This window comes from Salinicola halophyticus (genome assembly GCF_003206695.1).
Taxonomy (GTDB): Bacteria; Pseudomonadota; Gammaproteobacteria; order Pseudomonadales; family Halomonadaceae; genus Salinicola; species Salinicola halophyticus.
The window spans coordinates 56,072-75,151 of the sequence record NZ_PZJN01000006.1 but is presented as its reverse complement, the minus strand read 5'-3'; the positions used below and the strand labels follow the sequence as shown (position 1 = coordinate 75,151).

The window sequence follows — 19,080 nt, the reverse complement described above, 5'->3', positions numbered from 1 at the left end:
GCACCCCGTATAAACCTCCACGCGATAACGTCTCGACTTCTGTCACGTCTTTCAGGAATTCTTCGGCATGCCCAACAATGCACACTTCTACGAACCGAGCCTCGGCCACGGGCTACCCCACAATCCGTTCAAAGCGATCGTCGGCCCCCGACCGATCGGCTGGATCTCGTCGCAGGATCGCGATGGCCGGCTGAATCTGGCGCCCTATAGTTTTTTCAATGCTTTCGCCGACACGCCACCGATCATCGGCTTCTCTAGCGCGGGTTATAAGGACAGCGTGCGCAATATCGAAGCGACCGGCGAGTTCTGCTGGCAGCTCTCCACACAGGCGCTTGCCGAGGCAATGAATCAGAGCTCGGCGTCAGTGGAACCGGAGGTGAATGAGTTCGAACTGGCGGGCCTGACGCCCCGTCCATCTCGGGTCGTCGACGTACCGCATGTCGGGGAAGCGCAGGTCGTTTTCGAATGCCGGCTGACGCAATCGATCCGCCTCGAAGCGGCCAACGGCAAGACGATCGACAACTGGCTGGTGCTGGGGGAAGTGGTCGGCGTGCATATCGATCCGACGCTGTTGAGCGACGGCGTCTACCAGACTGCCGCCGCTCGGCCGATTCTGCGCGGCGGCGGCCCTGCCGATTACTTCGAGATCAGCCCGGATCAAAACTTCAAGATGTCCCGTCCCGGCTAGCGGTATTTTGCCAGGAACCGGATCTCGACCAGGAGCCGGATCTCGCCAGGAGCCGGGCTCTCCGGAAACCCGCGTCAGTCGGCGTTGGCGACGCTGGCATCGCCGTAGAACCGCCAGGTATTGCGCCCGGCGCGTTTGGCAGCGTACATCGCCATATCCGAGAACTGCACCGTCTGCTGGGGGTCGTCGGCATCCACCCCCAGCAGCGCGATACCGATACTGACTCCGACGGTCACTTCGACGCCGTCGTCCGCCTGCAGCGGCGTGCGGAGACGCTCGAGGAAACGCGTCAGGATCGATTCGATCTCGTCACGCTCGCTGCACCCTTCCAGCAGCACGACGAACTCGTCGCCGCCGAGACGGGCCACGTAGTCGCGCTGCCGCACCAGGTCCGCCAGAATGGCCCCGACATGGTTCAAGGCACGATCCCCAACCTGATGGCCGTAGGTGTCGTTGATCCGCTTGAAGTGATCGAAATCCAGCGTAATCAACGCGTGGCAGCGTTCGGGATACAGCCGATGATGGCGCGCCATCACCGCCAGCCGATGATCGAAGCCGCGGCGGTTGCCGAGCCCGGTCAACGGATCGGTCATGGCCATCCGCTCGGCCGCGTCCGCTGCCTCCTTGCGCTCGGTGATATCGTGCGCCACCCCTTGCAGGCGCCCCGTCTCGAGCGGGCTCAGAATCAGGCTGACCCAGCGCTTCCGGTCGCCATCCTCCAGCGCCACCTCCCACTGTCGATCATGTCCGCCCTGATCATCGCCGATGACGAAGGATTGCGTCTCGCCGTCACCCTCGTTGACCAGCGAAGCGAACGCGACCGGATGGCGCTCCAGATTGGTCTCGCCGGGCATGCCGAACAGGCGCCGAAATGCCGGGTTGGCGGACCGAATGAAACCGCCACCGTCGAGTTCGAAGATACCGGCTTCGACGTTATCGAAGATCGCCCGGTAGCGGCGCTCCTCGACTTCCCGCTCGAGCCGCAGCCGGCGCTCTTCGCTCAGACTCTGGACCAGATTGTCGATCATCGCGTTGACGCTGATGACCAGCTGGCCGATCTCGTCATCGCGGTTGCCCTTGGGCGCCTGCAGCTGCTGACCGGTTTCCGCTTCCAGCTCGCTCAGGCGATGCGACAGCCCGGTAATCGGACGGGTGACGAATCTCACCACGACCAGTATGACGCAGAGCCCGATCCCCACCAGCTGCAGTAGCAACGCGCCGCCGATGAAATTCGAGGCCTGCGCCACCAGCTCGTCGATATAGTCCTGATCAGGCTCGACCGTGATCTCACAGACCGAGGTGCCCGGCTCGAACGGCGAGAAAACGTCCCGAGTGACAGTGGCGGCATCGGGGTCACCCGAATTCGTTCGACCGCTGGCGAGTGTCGTGCCATCGGCAGCTTCGATCCTTGCGGCTCTGACGATGTTATTGCTGAGCAGACCGTCGGTGACCTCCTGGGCCAGATGACGATCGCCCAGAAAACAGCCGATCTGCGCGGTACGCTCGACCGTGGTCAGCAGCTCCTGGATTCGCGACTGCTGCTCCCGCTGGACACTCTCGGCACGCAGATAAACCGCCAGCGCCAGGAAGACCACGCCCAGCAACGTGACGATGAGCAGGATGATCGCCGTCGTGCGTAGTGCCAGTCGGGTATGCAGCAGCAGCAGTAAACGAGGCATGGCTTACTCGCCCAACGTCAGCACGACATGCATATCGTCGGGCACATGGGCGCTGTCGACATAACTCAGAGCGTTCATGTTCTGGAGCACGAGCTGATGCACGTCATCGCTCGAGGCGATCTGCTGTGGCGGCGACGCCTCGCCGGAAAACACCAGCCTGGCCCAGTAGGAGTTGATCTCCGCCAGATCCTTGTTGACCAGCGCGCGGTAGAAGCGTGCCTTGAGCGAGGCAGAATCCACCGGCAGCGCGACGTTACCCGTGGGCAGCTTGCGGTAGCGGCCCATGAAGATATTGACCGCGTCGCTGCGAGTCAGATGATCGATGCCGCTATTGGCGTTGACCACCACCGCAATGTCGGCGCTGGCAGGAACGGCGGCGACCAGGGTCGCGGACAGGGTGGAGGCGATGAGAAGCCTTTGGACTCGGTTCATGGACATTCCCCTAGAAAATGAAGTCCAGACCGAGGCTGAAGATCGATCCCCAACCCCCGTTCCAGTCACTGTCGATGTCTCGCCACAGAAATCCCGGGCGCTGAATGTGAACGCGATCCAGCTGCGCCTTCAAGGCCATGTTGGCCGTGACGTCGTAGCGCGCGCCCACCGAATAGGTCTTCTGCTTGAAATCCCCTTCACTGCCGCCCTCGCCATCAGACGTCGTCTCGACCTGTGAATAGACCAGATAGGGCGTGACACGATCGATGCGATAGCCCGCGGAGACGAACCCCGAATCGACGGCACCATCTGCGCTGGTCTTGCTCCGATTCCACATTGCCTGCAGCTGAAAGGGTCCCTGATCGTAGACCGCCCCCAGCGAGTAGAGCTTGAGCCGATCGAAGCCGAACGCATCACCGAGAACGCCGTCAGCGGTCAGGTCGAAGAAGGGGTTGAACGCACGGATCTGATCGAACTGAGCATCGAGCTGATCCGGCACGTCGCCGGAAAACGTGATACCGGACTCGACTTCGGTGTAACCCGCTCGGAATCGCCAGGGTCCCGTCTCGTAATCGACATGCCCGCCGTAGACCTTGTCGACGTCGAAGTCGGCTTCTATTCCCTCGCCGATGAAGACATGGCCATCGGAGCGCCCAGTATAGAGCTTCAACAGCACCAGATCACTGCCGACCGGTTGCTTGAAAGTGACGTCGACGCCATCAATATAGGTGAGCTGGAGGGTGCCGAAATGGTCCACCGGCGGCCGCACCCAGGGATAGGCATAGCCGACGTAGCGCGAATCGGAGAGCTGATAGACGTCCCAGCCCAGCCGGCCGACGCGCAGCTGCACGCCCGGGTCCGGCCGATAGCGCAGATACGCCCAGCTCACTTCGGGACTGAAATCGCCGCTGTCATGGTAGCGGCTGATCCCCTGCACCACCGTATCCAGCTCGTCGGTGAAGCGGTAGCCGACTTGGGCGCCCAACATCGAATCGGTGCGCGCGCTCCAGCCTTCGCCGGCGCCCTTGGGCTGGCTGATATCGCGGGTGAAATCCGCCTCGTCGAGGTTGTTGTGGATCAACCCCAGCGTACCAAATCCGCTGAACGTCAGCCGTCCGTCGTCCGTCAGCGGTCGGGCCTCGGCGGAGCAGGCCAGCACTGCCATGGCCAGCCCCGCACAGACCGGTAGTAATCGTTTCATGCCGCATCTCCGACGGGAGCCCTGAAACTTCGCCGTCGCAAAGGAAAATTAGGATAACCAGAGATATTGTCGGCAGATCGCTTCCATTCTGAAGGGTCGATCGACAGCCGTTGGGTTATCCAGACCCTTTTTGGCACAAGGGCGTAGCGCCGCGGCGTGTTAGACTTTGTCCCTATATCCCTTCCCTGTTTATCGGATGGAGTCAGGCGCTCAATGTCTTTGGAAGAACTGCACCTTAACCTGCGCAACCTCACGCCCGAGGATTACCCGCAGCTCAAGCGACTGATGGATGCCGTCTACGACGACATCGGCGGCGCCTGGTCGAAACTCACGATCGACAAGCTGATCGGCGAGTTCGCCGACGGCCAGATCATCATCGAGGACGACGGCAAGATCGTCGGCGTCGCGCTGACCGTGCTGGTCGACTACGACCGCTTTTCGAATCCGCACAAGTACGACGAACTGATCGGCCATCGCGAGATCATTCTCAACGAGGCCAACGGCGATGCGCTCTACGGCCTCGACGTGCTGATCGATCCGGCCTATCGCGGCTACCGGCTCGGCCGGCGTCTCTACGAAGCGCGCAAGGATCTGTGCCGCTCGATGAACCTGCGCGCGATTCTCGCCGGCGGCCGGATCCCGAACTATCACCAGCACGCCGACGAGATGAAAGCCGCCGAGTACATCGACCGGGTGGCGCGCAAGGAATTCTACGACCCGATCCTGTCGTTCCAGCTGGCCAACGACTTCCTGGTCAAGCGCCTGCTGACCAAGTACCTGCCCGAAGACGAAAAGTCGATGGGCTACGCCACTCTGCTCGAGTGGAACAACATCCTCTATGAGCCGGCCAGCCGGATTATCGAGACCCGCCGCACCCAGGTTCGCGTGGGCGCGGTGCAGTGGCAGATGCGCGAATTCGACTCGGTCGAAGCCGTGTTGCAGCAGGTCGAGTTCTACGTCGACGCGATCTCCGACTACCAGAGCGACTTCGCCGTCTTCCCGGAGCTATTCAACACGCCGCTGATGGGGCTGACCGACCAGACCGATCAGGTCGCCGCGATTCACTTCCTGGCCGGGTTCACCGAGCGCTTCAAGACCGAAATTTCGCGCATGGCGATTTCCTACAACATCAACATCGTGGCCGGCTCGATGGTCGAGCTGGGCGAAGACGGCAAGCTCTACAACGTCGCCTATCTTTGCCACCGCGATGGCGAGATCGACCGTCAGGCCAAGCTGCACATCACCCCGCAGGAGCGGCGTGACTGGGTAGTCGAAGGTGGCGACGAGCTGCAGGTGTTCGAGACCGATGCCGGGCGCGTCGGCATGCTGATCTGCTACGACGTCGAATTCCCCGAACTGCCGCGGCTGCTGGCCGAGCAGGACATGGACATTCTGATCGTGCCGTTCTGGACCGACACCAAGAACAGCTACCTGCGCGTGCGCCACTGCGCCCAGGCCCGCGCGATCGAAAACGAATGCTACGTGGTCGTCTGCGGCAGCGTGGGCAACGTGCCCTCGATCGAGAACCTGGACATCCAGTACGCCCAGTCATCGGTGTTCTCGCCGTCGGACTTCGCCTTCCCCCACGACGCGGTGCTGTCGGAAACCACGCCCAATACCGAAATGGTGATGTTCTCGGATCTCGACCTGACCAAGCTCAAGCTGGTGCGCTCCGAAGGCGCGGTGACCAACCTCAAGGACCGCCGTCTCGACCTGTTCGACCTGCGCCTGCGCGACTGGTCGTGGAAGTCCGGGGGCCGGCAGGAAGAGAGCTGAGCGTGACATGAGTGCCTGGAGAGACGGGGAAAAGAGCGGGTGGCGGGGCTGGTGGAAAGCCCGGCGACAGGATTGGAAGGATAGTCGGCGCGAGGCCCGGCAACGCTCGCGCCCGCCATTCGATCCCGAGGCGTGGCGGGCAATCCGCCACGGCCTGCCGCTGCTGGCCGATCTCGATGACGCCGATGCCGAACGCCTTGGCCCACGGGCTTGGCAACTGCTGCAGCGCAAGCGCTGGGTGGCCGGTGACGATGTAGAGCTCGATCAACCCGGCATGCTGGCGATTGCCGCCCAAGCCGAGCTGCTGACGCTCGGCTGGTCGGATCGCGACGCCAGCGCCGCCTTCGACAACGTCACCGAGATCATCCTGCTGCCGGACAGCTTTCACCGCCACGTCGAAGAGATGGACGACTTCGGCGTGATGCACGAATACGTCGACGAGCGCGCCGGAGAAACCTCCTGGCGCGGCCCGGTGGTGCTGGCAGTTCCCGATGTCGCCGAAAGCGGCGACTACACCGGCTTCAACGTCATCATTCACGAATTTGCCCACAAGCTCGACCTGGGCAATTCGCAGGATATCGACGGTTTCCCCCCGCTCGCCGCCGCGAGCGACGTCACCTCGAAAGAGTGGCACCGCGTTTTCACCGCCGTGTGGGACGACCTGCAAGCCCACATCGAACGTGGTGAAGACACCCCCATCGACGACTACGCCGCCACCCACCCCGGCGAATGCTTCACCGTCTGCTGTGAACTCTTCTTTAGCGCGCCGGATCAACTCGCCGCGACCTACCCCGACCTGCTCGACCTGCTGAACCGCTACTTCCGCCAGGAACCGCTGGCGCGGTTTGAGCAGCGTCAGCCATCTGGGGTCGATCAACCATAGGGTCTAACTTCGACCTCCCTTGCGAAGCACCCGCCATCATCCCGCCCTGCCGATCTTGACGCTCAAGCCAACCCTGACTAGAGAATTGGTCTCAGAGGCGTTACTCGGAGAAAACATTGGTTTACATTGGCGCAGATACCAATCAGGCGGTGCGGCGAGAAAACGCGGCTAGGGGATTGGCATCAGAAGATCAAGGCGGCTTGCGACCCAAAGCAGCCATGTTGGAAAGGCTGCCTGCACGCTCATCGGTGTTATGCAGCTGGCACTATGATTGGTGTTATATGGCCAAGCTATACTTAATATGTCGATTTTTCAGTATGTTATGGAGTAAACAGTGCGCAGTATAACATTATTGAACTCGCGTGCGCGTTCAAGTCAATAAACGAGCGCGCTGTCTAATACCTGTTAAGCATTCTGGCTAGGAAAGTTAGATGAACCAAGAAGAGAAAGAAATAGATTTTGTGATCTTTTACTCCTGGCAAAGTGACCTGCCTGACTCCACAAATAGAAGAGCGATCAGGTCAGCCATTAGAGTTGCTAGCTCTAAAGCCGAGGAAGCATCTAAAGTTAGAGTTGTCATGGATGAAGCAACCAGAGACCTAAGCGGTAGCCCGAACATTCCCGCATCAATAATTGCAAAAATAGAAACATGCGATTTGTTTGTTTGTGACCTGACGACGATCAACTCTGATTGTGGTGAGAGCTTAAGACGAACACCTAACCCTAATGTACTTTTCGAGCTTGGGTATGCTGTTAGCCAAGTTGGATGGTCGAGAGTTGTAATGTTATTCAATCAGGAGTTTGGCAACTTCCCGAACGACCTGCCGTTTGATATTGATAGACATAGAGCATCGCCATATAAGATCAGTAAAGAAAAGCCACAAGATAAGTCTAATGTGAAAAACCTAGAGAGCCTGGTGTTCGACGCTGTCAACTCGGTTATTTCCAGCAACCCCGCAAAACCTGCGGATCTCAAAGCCAAGTCCTCTTTGGAAATAAAGAAAGAACGGGACGTTAAAAATATAAGATGGGCTATGGCTGCCCTACATATACCGACTGTGAACGAGTTTATCCAAGATCTACCACGTTACCTGCATGATAGAGTCTTTCATTTTTGGGAAAGTTTTAAGGGGGTCGTAAGAAATCCTTTATTCCATGTCTATGACAAAAGAATAGAAGAGCTGCTCGTTTCGATTTGTGACTCATGGGAAACTTGTCTTTCTTTCCCTGGTAGATATCACTCGGCTCCAGGTGGAAATATCCATGTATTCGCTAACCCTGGTGATGCGCCGTTAAATGAAGGGCAAGAGCTGGATTGGAATGAGATAAACAAGGCGAGATCGCTGATGGCAGTCAAATTTCACGAACTTCTTAACGTGATAAGGGATGAGTATATTGAAATTGATATTGACTTGCTAAGTAAGGATGCATGGAGAGAATACATTGAGTTTCAACAAGAAATGCTGGATGAGTTAGAGAGTGATGCTTAACAATCGGCTGCACAGCGACCGATTTTCCGCCGCTTCGCGGCTCCAAACCGGCGCGTGAGCCGGGCGTTATGTGGAATGGTGACTTACTGAAATGGAATCGATTGCGATTAATTGGCTATCTACGAAAGTGCCAGAGTTTGGCGAGTTATCGGCTGATGAAAAGGTAGTAATTGTCGATTTTTCTATGATATGGAGCTTTTTCGAGGGAAATTGCCTCGAAAACAATGCAAACATGAGGCAGATACGCCAATACGTCGGCAATCTAACCGACGACGTTGTCGAAAGCTTCAACGATGGGAAGGTTGTTGAGTACTTCCGGTCTAGGTATACAGCTGGAACTACCTTTACTCATCATTACGATTATCTATATCTCGAACGAAGCGGAAATCCCCCAGAGGTCACTGATATGCTCCTTCGTTAAGCCACCTCTAAATCGGTCAAGTTGATTGGATGCTTGGGAGTTATTTTTAGGTATCGGAATAACTTATTCCATGGCGAAAAGTGGCGGTATGGGTTGCGTGGGCAGCAGCAAAATTTTGAATGCTCATCGGCGTTGCTTAGATGGTTAATCGAACAAACCACATAACCAAGCGCGTAAGGCGGACGGCTTTCAGCCACCGCTTCGCTCTGCGTTAGCTGAAAAAAGGAATCAGTAGTGGAAACCTACTCTGTGGATATTAAAAAAGATGAAGAAGGCTACTTGGGTAGAGAGTGCCCCGAGTGCGAAAAGTATTTCAAGATAAAGTCGGGTACTGGTATCCCTGATTTCTCCGATTGTTATTGCCCCTATTGCCAGCATCTTGGGCCGCAAGACCATTTTTGGACAAAACAGCAGATTGAGTATGCGCAGTCAGTTGTTCTAAACAAGGTTTCTGGCGATCTTCTCAAAACGATGAAGAAGATGGAGAGAAAACCGAAAAGAAATCAGTTTGTTTCTATTGGAATAACCGTAAAGGGAAAGCCAGCTCCCATTACCTACTACTCTAAAATAGAACTTGAAGAAAAAGTCGAATGCAAAAACTGCACCTTGCAGTACGCTATCTATGGTGCATTCGGGTACTGCCCTGATTGTGCTGAGCACAACTCCCAACAGATAGCCGAGGCAAACTTTGATCTGGTAAATAAAATACTCGATCTGGCTAAAGAATCACCAGCAGATATAAAAAGCAAGCTAATTGAAAACGGGCTGGAGGACTGCATTTCGGCATTTGATGGGTTTGCACGAGAGCGTTGTCGCGACCGATACGCTAAGCTGTCCTTTCAAAATATTTACGTAGCCAAGAACAAACTCGAAGAATCCGGAATTAACATCGCTGAAGGTCTCGATAGCTCCGAATGGGAGTTCGTCGTAAATCAGTTTCAAAAGCGTCATCTTCTCGCGCATAAAATGGGCGTAGTTGATGAAGAATATATAAAGAAAACGGGCAGCCATCCAGAACAGTTGGGGAAGAAGGTGTCGATCACTGAAAATGATGTTGTGTCGTTGATAAGCTACCTAAAAGTAATTGTCTCGAATCTTTCGAAACATGTCCAGCGCAGCTAACAAGCACAGGCATTGGGACAAATTTTCCGCTGCGCTCCAAATTTGCCCATGCTGTGGGCGTTATGCATTAGGGAGACCTTTGTGAGTATATTTGACTATGAAGGGGATGGGTCGGAGGACGAAGCAACGTTATTCTCTTTATCTGGCGAGTATCTGGAAGCCGCTAAGACACTGAAAAGCGTTCCTCCAACTAAAGTGAATTATGAAATTGTTACGTATTATCTTCTCGGCCATGCCGCCGAACTCTCGCTAAAGAGCTATCTATTCAACCAGGGAGTTAGCATTCAAGAGCTGAGACAGATTGGTCACGATCTAAGCTCATCAATTGACAAAGGAATTGAGTTTGGCCTCAACGACTATACATCTATCCGAGATCTTTCTCCGATCTACAAGGCTAAAAAGTCAGAGTACAGACAGAATCGCAGTGAAACTTTTCCGTCTGCAGATCGTTTGATAGATGAAATTACAGAGTTGCGGTCTGTTGCTTTCAATAATATTAGCGAGTTCTAATGCAAAACCAAACCATTAAATTCGCTCCCTTCGGTCGTCGGACTTCGTTTCACTCGGCCGTTTATGGCGGGCGTTAGGGCCACGAGTTAACTATGAACTATATCGATACTGCATTTGGGCAACTTGCCTTCGCCTGGAAGCTTTATAACTATGGTTTAGAAGGAAAAATCGATCTATCCGATCTAGATAAGCCCATCACCTTCCAAGAAGAAAGGATGGTATTTGTTCTACCGGATAAAGTTCTGGACTCAGACGACGATCTGATTCTGGCTCTGCAGAATAACTTGGGTATAGCGTTCGGTGCTGCTGCAATAACGTTAAATCGATGCAGAGAAGAAACCGGGTTAACCTTAGAGAACCCGATTCAAAGCGAAATTGGGCAGTTTTCTGGGTTGGCCTATCAAATTCGCAATGCATTTGCTCACGATATATCAGAGCCACGTTGGAATATCACTCAGCAACGCTTTGCTCGTGTGTATGAGTTTGGTGGCATACGAGTTGATCTTTCAAATGTAAGTACAAAGCATTTTGAGTATGAGGACATTGGAGGTCCCGATGTGCTTTTTCACATGCGCGATTTCGGTGCCAGGGCAGTATGGCCCTAACAATTGGTCAAAACGGATGCTCATTGCTTCGTTCAAACGAGTGCTGGCCTTCGGCCATCATTGCACCCACTTTCACTCTCGCAATGGCACCGTTTACCAAGACGTTATATCCACTTTTGGCTGAACGCCCGCTCTTGGCCGAAAGCGGACCAACTAGCTATTTCACCCGATCAAATCATTCAAAAGGCTACCCACTTTCCCGATAGGGAANNTTCCCTATCGGGAAACCCGGTTATGCTGGTTTCGTGTCGGCTCGTTTTGCCGCGAAAGGCTTGATTTGACACCCATCTGCGCCAGCTTTGAGGCCCCATGCGAAAGATTCTGCTCGTCGACAACGGCTCCCTGCGCCCTCAGGCAACGCTCAACCTGCGTCGTCTTGCCGAGGCTTTGAGCCAGGCCACGGGCGAGGCGGTCGAGGCCGCATCGCTGCTGCACTCGTTCAAGATTCCGCCCGAGCAGCTCGGCGGGCGGAAGGCTGTATCCGTGGGGCCACTGGTCGAACGATATGCGGCCGACGGCGTGACGGAGCTGCTGATCCTGCCCTTCTTCTTCGGGCCCAGTCAGGCGCTGACCCGTTACCTGCCGGAGCGGTTGGCCGAGGTACAGGCCAACTACCCGCAGCTCTCGGTGAAGGTCGCCCCGCCGCTGGTCGACAGCCGGCTTCCGCCGGACTTGCGCCTGGCCCGGCTGCTGGCCGAGAACGTGCGCGAGCGAATGGCCGGCCTATCGCGGCCCAAGGTCGTGCTGGTCGATCACGGCAGCCCGATCCCGGAGGTCACGGCGGTGCGCAACTATCTCGCCGGGCAACTGAGTGCGCTGCTGGCCGATGAGGTCGACTGCGTCACCTTCGCTTCCATGGAACGCCGTGACGGCGACGCCTACCGCTTCAACGAGCCACTGCTGGAGACATTGCTGGCCTCGCCGCCCCTGGCCGAAAGTGACGTGATCCTGTCCATGCTGTTTCTTTCTCCGGGCCGTCACGCTGGCGAAGGCGGCGATATCGCGGAGATCTGCACCCAAGCGATGTCGAGCTCTCCCGGCCTGAACGTCGTGACGACTCGACTGGTGAGCGAGAACGACGCCATCCTGGAACTCCTCGCCACTCGCCTGCGCCAAGCCCTGGCCGGCGGACCACTGCTGATGGAACTGTCGGCGATCGGCGCCAAGGGCACATGAGCCTCGCTTCGGCTTAGGCTGGAAATTGGCCGCGAAGGCCTACTTTATCGCTGTCACCACGCGCTCGAACTCCTGCCGCCAGGCCTCGGCGTGCTGCGCCGGGTCAGCGGAAAATTGCCCCAGTTCTGCCGCCAGATCGAAGAAACCCTGCGCTGGCAGCCCTTCCCCGCGGCGGCTGACGACGAGTGCCGCGATGAAGGGTCGGTTGTGCTGGGCGTCTTCACGCATCAGGGTTTCCAGCGCCTGGGCGACACGCTGGATGGTGCGCGGCGGCTGTAACCCCAACGCCTCGGCGAGTTGCTGATAGGTCAGTGGCAGGCTTTCCCGTGGCGCTGTTTCGAGAAGCTGACGGACCTGCGCAGGTAGCGAGACGCTATCGGTCATGAGGGCCTCAGGCGTTGGGGTCGAAGAGCTTCACTTCACGAATGTCGACGCGCTCCCAGACCCGCCCGGTCATGTAGGGCTCGGTCTCGAGCCAGGCGTCCAGCTCCTGCCGGTCGCTGAATCGAAAATGAGCATTGGAGCCGATCATCTTGCCGTCATCGTTGAGGATCGCTCCGCCAGTGAGAAATTTCCCCTGGCTGGCAAGATTACGAACGCCCGCCAGATGCGCATCGCGATTGGCCAGTCGACGGTCGAGTGCCTCGTCGTCGGTGTAGTCGTAAGCCACCACGGCGTACTGTTTCATGCGCTTCTCCTGTCGTTCAGACGTTTTCGAAGATGATTCGCATCATGCGTCAGCCCTTTCGACGAGACAAATCGGCATTGGCCATGCAATCCCTTTGTTCCGCGACACGCCACCATTGCCGCTACAATCTCTGATCAAATCCAACACCACGTAGAAAAGGTCAAATTCCATGATCGATCTTCGCAGCGATACCGTCACCCGCCCCAGCGAGGCGATGCGTCAGGTGATGTTCGATGCACCGCTGGGCGATGACGTCTGGGGCGACGACCCTAGCGTTGCGCACCTGGAAGCCTATATCGCCGAACGTACCGGCAAGGCGGCGGCGCTGTTCTTCCCTTCCGGCACCCAGAGCAATCTGGTGGCGCTGTTGAGCCACTGCCAGCGCGGCGACGAGTACATCGTCGGCCAACAGGCACATACCTATCGAATGGAGGGCGGCGGCGCGGCGGTGCTGGGCGGAATTCAGCCGCAGCCGATCGAGAACGAGGCGGACGGCACGCTGCCGCTGCACAAGATCAAGGCGGCGGTCAAACCGATCGATCCGCACTTTGCGCGCACGCGACTGCTGACGCTGGAGAACACGTTCCACGGCCAGGTGCTGGATGCCGGTTATGTCGAAGAGGCCACGACGCTGGCGCGGCGCTTCGGCTTGGCCACCCATCTGGATGGCGCGCGGATCGGTAATGCGGCGGCCGCGACCGGCGCCAACCTCAAGGCGCTGTGCAAGCCGTTCGATACCGTCTCGATCTGCTGTTCGAAAGGATTGGGCGCGCCGGCGGGTTCGGTGTTGGTCGGGGCGGCGGATTTCATCGAGACGGCGCGGCGCTGGCGCAAGGTGGTGGGTGGCGGCATGCGTCAGGTCGGCATGCTGGCGGCGGCATGCGAATATGCGCTGGAGCATCAGCTGGCGCCGCTGGTCGACGACCATGCCAAGGCGGAGCGCCTGGCGGCCGGGCTCGCCGATATCGACGGCATCACGGTGACGGCGCAGGCGACCAACATGGTGTTCGTCGAATTCACCCGGCCGGAACTCGATCCCGACCATCTCCATGCCTGGCTGAAGACGCGCGACATTCTGGTCGGTGCGCTCTACGCCCCGCGCTTCGTCACCCATCGCGATGTCTCGATGGCCGATATCGACCGCGTCGTCGACGTCGTTGGCGAGTATTTCCAGCGCTGACGGCCAGGCTCACTCGACCCGAGTCGAAGAGGACGTGCTGGGACGAGTCGGCGTCGAGCGCGAGTTCGAGGAAGTCCCGGGTGCTCGCTCGGCGCCGCCATCCCCGGCAGTTGCCCCGGGATCGCAGACACGTCGTGCGGTGGAGACGGTCGAGCCGCCATCGCTGCCATGGCAGATCGAGCCGCCACCGCTGGGCCGCTGCTGCCGCGTTTCCCGCGGGTAGCTCAAACCGGGAACGACATGGACATCCAACCGCTTGGGCACGTAGTCGGCGCGGCCATCGCGGTCGTTATCCGGCAGCCTGATGCGATGACCCGTCTGGGGATCGACGACCGAGACGCCATCCGCCGCGGCAGGAAAACTGATCAGCGTCGCTCCGGTCAGCACCGAACCGGCCAGCATCAGCGCGAAGCCGGTCGTTGCCAGCCGGTTGCCGCGCCGGGCGCGCGTAGAGCGTGTTTGCATGGTCCACCTCCGGTGGCGATATCTCATCTCAGCGTAGCGCAGCGCCGGGCGCGCGCTAGAGTCAGGGCTTGAATCAGGCTAAAAGCGAGGGATTCGAGAGACTTACGGCGGGGATTCACTGGTCTGGGACAGCCAATCCCACAGTGCCGTCGCCGCAGGCCGCAGCTGGCGCCGGCTGGGGCGGACCAGCCAGAACGCTTCATCCGTCGCCATATCCAGATCGAACGGCGCGACCAGATCTCGGCTGGCCTCGAGCAGGCGCCGATGCGACAGCGCGACGCCGCCACCGTAGGAAGCCAGTGCCAGTGTGGTCACGTGCGTATCGCAAATCATCGCCTGGCAACGATGCTCGAGTCCGGCGAATCCCGCTTCCACCAGCCAGCGGGGCCAGCCCGCGGCGAATCCGGCGGCATGCAGCAGCGTCTTGCCGGCAAGATCCTCGGGCGTGTGGAGCTCCGCCGCCAGCGCTCGGGAACAGACCGGCAGCAGTCGCTCTTCGCCCAGGCATTCCGCCGTCACGTCGTTCCAGTCGCCATGACCATAGCGAATTTCCAGGTCGGCACCCTCGGCGCCGAAATCGTCCGCCCAGATCGCGCTGACCAGCCGTAGCGTAATGTCGGGGTGCATCTGCTGGAAATGAATCAGCCTCGGCGCCAGCCAGGTCTGCTGCATCGCCGGCGTGGCGCGTAACGTCACCGGGGCGCCGGGGCTGGGGCCGAAGACTTCCGAGGTGCCCTCGGCGAGACGGGTGAACGCGCCCTGGACGCTGGGCAACCACGCCTGCCCGGCCGGCGTCAGCGCCAGGCTGCGTGGGTAACGCACGAACAGCGACTGGCCGACGCGATCCTCGAGTAGCCGGATTCGCTGGCTGATCGCCGACTGGGTGACGCCGAGTTCGCGCCCGGCCTCGGTGAAGCTCAAGGTTCGCGCCGCGGCTTCGAACGCCTGCAGCCACAGCACCGGCGGTAAGTCCGACATGACGCTCCCAAAATCATCCGTTGGTCCAAGAGACAAAGCCGCTCATTAGCCAAGCTTGGTCTTAGCAGCCAGATTAATCGTTTGTCATGTTCCGACGCAATCCGCATCCTAGTGACACGCAATAACACACGTTACTAACAGAGATGGTAATTCCCGCCATCGAGGAAGTGCCCTTTTGTCATCCGCTAACGCCTTCAACGACGCTTTGACCGATCATCATGGCGAGACGCCCATCGACATGGCGGAACTGCGCCGCTACCGCCAGGGCAACGGCGCCACGGACGCTGCGCTGGAAAGCGCCGTCCAGGAAGTTCGACGTCTGACGCTGGCCTGGTCCGATGGCCGCACCGGTCAATTCCCGTTGATGTGGCTCCGCGACCACTGCGCCTGCGACCAGTGCCGCCACCCGTTGACCCGTGAGCGTCTCTACAAGCTACTCGACGACCCTCTCTGGGAGCGCTTCGCCACTGACGAGGCGCTGGCATCCTTCGAGTTCGATGACCGCTCGCTGACGCTGACCTGGCAGGATGGCCACGTGTCGCGCTTCGACGCCGGCTGGCTGCATCAACGCTGCCCGGGTCACGAGCTGACGACCTTGCTACCCACGGCGACGCCATGGGTCGAGGCATTCACGCCGGCGCATATCAACCATGCCGATTTCGTCGGTAACGGCGACGGCCGCAGCCGCTGGGCCAGCGCCCTGCTGCGCGACGGCCTGGTCATGCTCGATCAGGGCCCCTGCGAGCTGGAAGAGGTATCGCGCATCGCCGAAAGCATCGGGCCGATGCGTTCGACCAACTTCGGCGGTCGCTTCGACGTGCGCTCGGTTCCCAACCCCAACAACGCGGCCTATACGGCGATCGGTCTCGAGCTGCACACCGACCTGCCCAACTGGCGCCAGCCGCCGGACATCCAGCTGCTCTACTGCCTGGAGAACGATGCCGAAGGCGGTGAGTCCAGCTTTGCCGACGGCTTCGCGGTCGCCGAGATTCTGCGCGAGGAAAACCCCGAGGCCTTCCGGGTGCTGTCGGAAACGCCGATCGACTTCCGCTTCCAGGACGATGGCGATGACATCGCCGTGCGCGAACCGGTGATCGACCTGGACGGCGACGGCCGCCCGCGCGAGATCCGGTTCAACAACTGGATTCGCGACACGCTGAGCCTGCCAGCGGATCGGATCGAAGCGTGGTACGAGGCCTATCGAGCCTTCTGGCAGATTCTGCGCCGCCCCGAACGTCGGGTCGAACTGACGCTCGAGCCGGGCCAGATGATCGCCTTCGACAATCGCCGCGTACTGCACGGCCGCAACGCCTTCGACCCCAATACCGGCAAGCGTCATCTCCAGGGTACCTATCTGGACCTGGACATGCTGCAATCACATCTACGGGTGCTGTCTCGGTGAGCCGACGATCAGCACGGCGTTGATACAAGCCGCCCACGCCATGAATTCATGGCCGGGCGGCTTTTCTGCGTGTATCCCCCACGCGTCGAGGCCGGACAGCGCTCGTTGGCTGGAAAGCAGGCGCTCGCCATGGGATACGCCAATTGAGGGAACGACAGGAGACAATAAATGAAACGACCGACGACGATTTCCGCCCTGACGCTGACCACCGGACTGCTGCTTGGAACCGGCTTCGCACTGACCACCGCCAGCTCGGCGATGGCGGCTGACAAGCAGATCAACTTCGGTGTGCCGGCCTGGCCCGGCATTACCGTGAAGACTGAAATTGCCCATCAGCTGCTGGCGCCGCTGGGCTACCAGAGCAAGGCCCAGGACATCGGCCTGCAGGTGATCTACCAGGGTCTCGACACGGGCGATGTCGATGTCTTCCTGGGCGCGTGGCTGCCGGCGCAGAATCCGATGCTGGAACCGCTGGAAGACGACGGCAGCATCACCCGGCTGGCGACCAACGTGACCGGGGCGCAGATGACGCTGGCCGTGCCCGACTACGTCTACGACAGCGGCATCAAGTCGTTCGCCGATCTCGATGCGCATCGCGACGAGTTCAACGGCGAAATCTATAGCTTCGGCGCCGGCTCTGCTGCCAGCGAGATTCTCAACAAGGCGATCGATGAGGATACCTGGGGCCTGGGCGACTGGACGCTGATCGATACCAGCACGGTGGGCATGCTGAGCGCGGCCAAGAGCCACATCGCCAACGAGGAGCCCATCATTTGGGTCGGCTGGACGCCGCACTGGATGAACCTCGAACTGCCGATGCAGTATCTCAGCGACTCCAAGAATCTGTTCGGCGAGGGCAACGGCGCCAGCGACGTGCGCACGCTGATGGCCAGCGACTACGCCGATGCCAATCCGAATCTGGTGACCTTCTTCAATCAGTTCTCGTTCTCTGCCGAAGAACAGAGCTGGATGATCAAGCAGTACGGCCAGGAAGAAAAATCGATGGAGGAGGTCGCCAAGACCTGGATCGAAGACCATCCGGATCGCATCGAAGCCATGATGAAGGGTGTGAAGACGCAGGATGGCCAGCCCGCATGGCCGGCGGTGAAATCGGCGTTCTCGCTGTAACGTCGAGGCGGAAGGATCGACGCCCGAAGCGTCAACGGTGACAGCAAAAAACCGTTACAAATTGATGGCGATTTTTTTGAAACCTCGTGGAACTAAAGGGAGCAGGCCGCACTCTGAGTCAGTGTTCCCTTGAATGATCCCTTACTTGCCTACCATCCCCTGGTAGGCATTTTTTTGTGCCCTACTATCCCTGGCGTATCCCTGGCGGTCACCCTTCGGGCCGTCGCTGGCGCGACGTCTCAAAAATTTCTCCCGGAAGTTTTTGTCCGGTGGTCTGGCATTCCGCGCTGCTGGCCCTCGGCCATCAAGGCAGTGGCGGCACGCGCCCTGTCATTTCGTTCACCATGAAGTCGACGAACTGCCGGATTCGGGCGCTGTCCCTTGCGCGTTCGGCGTAGAGCAGGTGGAAGTCGGCGCGGATCCCTTTCCATTGGGGCAGCAATGCCACCAGCTCGCCCCTCTCCAGATGCTCGTGAACGTCCCACCAGGACCGCAGCAACACGCCATGCCCGTCCAGCGCCATCCGGGTCATGGCTTCGGCATCGTTGCTGGCAAGCCGGCCTTGAACGCGAATGGCGCGCGGGGTGCGCGGGGTGCGCGCCTCGTCGGCAGCCTCGAACCGCCACAAAGAATAGTCACTATCGATTTCGCGCACGATCAGACAGCGATGCCGTGCCAGATCCTCCAGCCGCTCGAGCTTCGGCGCCTGCGCCAGATAGCTGGGCGCCGCGCAGAGAACGCGGCGGTTGGCGAGCAGGCGTCTGGCTATCCAGCGCGATTCCGGCGGTTCACCGACACGGATGTTGATATCGAACCCCTGCTCGTCGAGCCCCGCGGGGAAGCTGGTCAACTCCAGCAGCAGCTCCAGTTGGGGATGAAGCGCGGCAAAACGCGAGATCAGCGGGGCCACGTGGCGCCGGCCGAAGCCGAACGTTGCGTTGATTCTCAGCCGACCCGACAACGCTGCGCTCTGATCTCTCAACGAGTTTTCCAGATCGCCGAGGTCATCGAGAATCATTGCGCCGCGTTTGAGGTAGCGCTCCCCTTCCGCCGTCAGCGCCAGTCGCCGCGTCGTCCTCGCGGCCAGTGATACGCCCAGCCGCGTCTCGAGCTGCTGCAAACGCTTGCTGACGGCGGACAGGGAGAGACCCAGCTCCCGGGCCGCACCGGTCAAACTGCCTGCCTGGGCGACCCGCTGAAAGAAGGCCAGATCATCGACCGCCGACATGAGATTCTCCACTTGAACGAAACAGTCG

General features: G+C 59.1%; 19 protein-coding genes. 11 read left to right on the top strand and 8 right to left on the bottom strand.

Translation table 11 applies throughout. The features are described from left to right. Positions 1 to 67 precede the first annotated feature (67 nt). Positions 68 to 688, top strand: coding sequence for a flavin reductase family protein (locus DOM58_RS08215; RefSeq protein WP_110692464.1), 621 nt, complete (start codon positions 68 to 70; stop codon positions 686 to 688). A gap of 74 nt (positions 689 to 762) precedes the next feature. Here DOM58_RS08215 and DOM58_RS08210 read toward each other — a convergent pair whose 3' ends face one another. Genes DOM58_RS08210 through DOM58_RS08200 form a run of 3 tightly spaced genes read right to left on the bottom strand, consistent with a single transcriptional unit; the run spans position 763 to position 4,000 of the window. Then, the gene (locus DOM58_RS08210; protein ID WP_110692463.1) at positions 763 to 2,367 is read right to left on the bottom strand and encodes a diguanylate cyclase domain-containing protein; all 1,605 of its coding nucleotides are present in this window, start codon (positions 2,365 to 2,367) and stop codon (positions 763 to 765) included. A gap of 3 nt (positions 2,368 to 2,370) precedes the next feature. Further along, entirely contained in the window at positions 2,371 to 2,799 is a 429-nt protein-coding gene (locus tag DOM58_RS08205) for a hypothetical protein (protein WP_110692462.1), read from the bottom strand. A 10-nt stretch (positions 2,800 to 2,809) separates the two neighbouring features. After that, complete coding sequence (locus DOM58_RS08200; RefSeq protein ID WP_110692461.1) at positions 2,810 to 4,000, bottom strand: porin; 1,191 nt, start codon at positions 3,998 to 4,000, stop codon at positions 2,810 to 2,812. 213 nt (positions 4,001 to 4,213) lie between these two features. Here DOM58_RS08200 and DOM58_RS08195 point away from each other — a divergent pair, with 213 nt between their 5' ends. From DOM58_RS08195 to DOM58_RS08160, 7 genes are all read left to right on the top strand, one after another. After that, positions 4,214 to 5,776 carry a bifunctional GNAT family N-acetyltransferase/carbon-nitrogen hydrolase family protein gene (locus DOM58_RS08195; protein WP_110692460.1) on the top strand — a complete coding sequence of 521 codons (1,563 nt, stop codon included), beginning with the start codon at positions 4,214 to 4,216 and terminating at the stop codon, positions 5,774 to 5,776. A 7-nt stretch (positions 5,777 to 5,783) separates the two neighbouring features. Then, positions 5,784 to 6,659, top strand: a complete 876-nt coding sequence (locus DOM58_RS08190; protein ID WP_110692459.1) for a M90 family metallopeptidase — start codon at positions 5,784 to 5,786, stop codon at positions 6,657 to 6,659. A gap of 431 nt (positions 6,660 to 7,090) precedes the next feature. Next, positions 7,091 to 8,149: a hypothetical protein gene (locus tag DOM58_RS08185; RefSeq protein WP_157957515.1), complete on the top strand. Its 1,059-nt coding sequence runs from the start codon at positions 7,091 to 7,093 to the stop codon at positions 8,147 to 8,149. 655 nt (positions 8,150 to 8,804) lie between these two features. After that, a complete protein-coding gene (locus DOM58_RS08175) occupies positions 8,805 to 9,692 on the top strand; it encodes a hypothetical protein (RefSeq protein ID WP_110692456.1) in 888 nt (295 codons plus the stop codon). Between the two features lie 81 nt (positions 9,693 to 9,773). Further along, a complete protein-coding gene (locus DOM58_RS08170) occupies positions 9,774 to 10,202 on the top strand; it encodes a hypothetical protein (RefSeq protein ID WP_110692455.1) in 429 nt (142 codons plus the stop codon). 92 nt (positions 10,203 to 10,294) lie between these two features. Continuing rightward, positions 10,295 to 10,807, top strand: a complete 513-nt coding sequence (locus DOM58_RS08165) for a hypothetical protein (protein WP_110692454.1) — start codon at positions 10,295 to 10,297, stop codon at positions 10,805 to 10,807. A gap of 309 nt (positions 10,808 to 11,116) precedes the next feature. Continuing rightward, entirely contained in the window at positions 11,117 to 11,983 is an 867-nt protein-coding gene (locus DOM58_RS08160; RefSeq protein WP_110692453.1) for a sirohydrochlorin chelatase, read from the top strand. Between the two features lie 39 nt (positions 11,984 to 12,022). On the opposite strand, the gene DOM58_RS08155 is transcribed toward DOM58_RS08160, so the two are convergent. Then, complete coding sequence (locus DOM58_RS08155) at positions 12,023 to 12,367, bottom strand: MoaD/ThiS family protein (RefSeq protein WP_110692452.1); 345 nt, start codon at positions 12,365 to 12,367, stop codon at positions 12,023 to 12,025. Positions 12,368 to 12,374: 7 nt separating this feature from the next. Continuing rightward, positions 12,375 to 12,671, bottom strand: coding sequence for a YciI family protein (locus tag DOM58_RS08150; protein ID WP_110692451.1), 297 nt, complete (start codon positions 12,669 to 12,671; stop codon positions 12,375 to 12,377). A 169-nt stretch (positions 12,672 to 12,840) separates the two neighbouring features. On the opposite strand from DOM58_RS08150, the gene ltaE reads away from it, so the two are divergent. Further along, positions 12,841 to 13,851: a low-specificity L-threonine aldolase gene (ltaE, locus tag DOM58_RS08145; RefSeq protein WP_110692450.1), complete on the top strand. Its 1,011-nt coding sequence runs from the start codon at positions 12,841 to 12,843 to the stop codon at positions 13,849 to 13,851. 9 nt (positions 13,852 to 13,860) lie between these two features. On the opposite strand, the gene DOM58_RS08140 is transcribed toward ltaE, so the two are convergent. Both DOM58_RS08140 and DOM58_RS08135 read right to left on the bottom strand, forming a co-directional pair. Then, on the bottom strand, positions 13,861 to 14,316 hold the full coding sequence (locus DOM58_RS08140) for a hypothetical protein (RefSeq protein WP_110692449.1): 456 nt from the start codon (positions 14,314 to 14,316) through the stop codon (positions 13,861 to 13,863). A gap of 102 nt (positions 14,317 to 14,418) precedes the next feature. After that, positions 14,419 to 15,294, bottom strand: a complete 876-nt coding sequence (locus DOM58_RS08135; protein WP_110692448.1) for a LysR substrate-binding domain-containing protein — start codon at positions 15,292 to 15,294, stop codon at positions 14,419 to 14,421. Positions 15,295 to 15,469: 175 nt separating this feature from the next. On the opposite strand from DOM58_RS08135, the gene DOM58_RS08130 reads away from it, so the two are divergent. Both DOM58_RS08130 and DOM58_RS08125 read left to right on the top strand, forming a co-directional pair. Beyond that, the gene (locus tag DOM58_RS08130) at positions 15,470 to 16,696 is read left to right on the top strand and encodes a TauD/TfdA family dioxygenase (RefSeq protein WP_245392198.1); all 1,227 of its coding nucleotides are present in this window, start codon (positions 15,470 to 15,472) and stop codon (positions 16,694 to 16,696) included. Between the two features lie 168 nt (positions 16,697 to 16,864). Then, the gene (locus DOM58_RS08125; RefSeq protein ID WP_110692447.1) at positions 16,865 to 17,824 is read left to right on the top strand and encodes an ABC transporter substrate-binding protein; all 960 of its coding nucleotides are present in this window, start codon (positions 16,865 to 16,867) and stop codon (positions 17,822 to 17,824) included. A 304-nt stretch (positions 17,825 to 18,128) separates the two neighbouring features. Here the strand turns inward: DOM58_RS08125 and DOM58_RS08120 are convergent, their stop codons facing one another. After that, positions 18,129 to 19,052: a LysR family transcriptional regulator gene (locus DOM58_RS08120; protein ID WP_110692446.1), complete on the bottom strand. Its 924-nt coding sequence runs from the start codon at positions 19,050 to 19,052 to the stop codon at positions 18,129 to 18,131. Positions 19,053 to 19,080 lie beyond the last annotated feature (28 nt).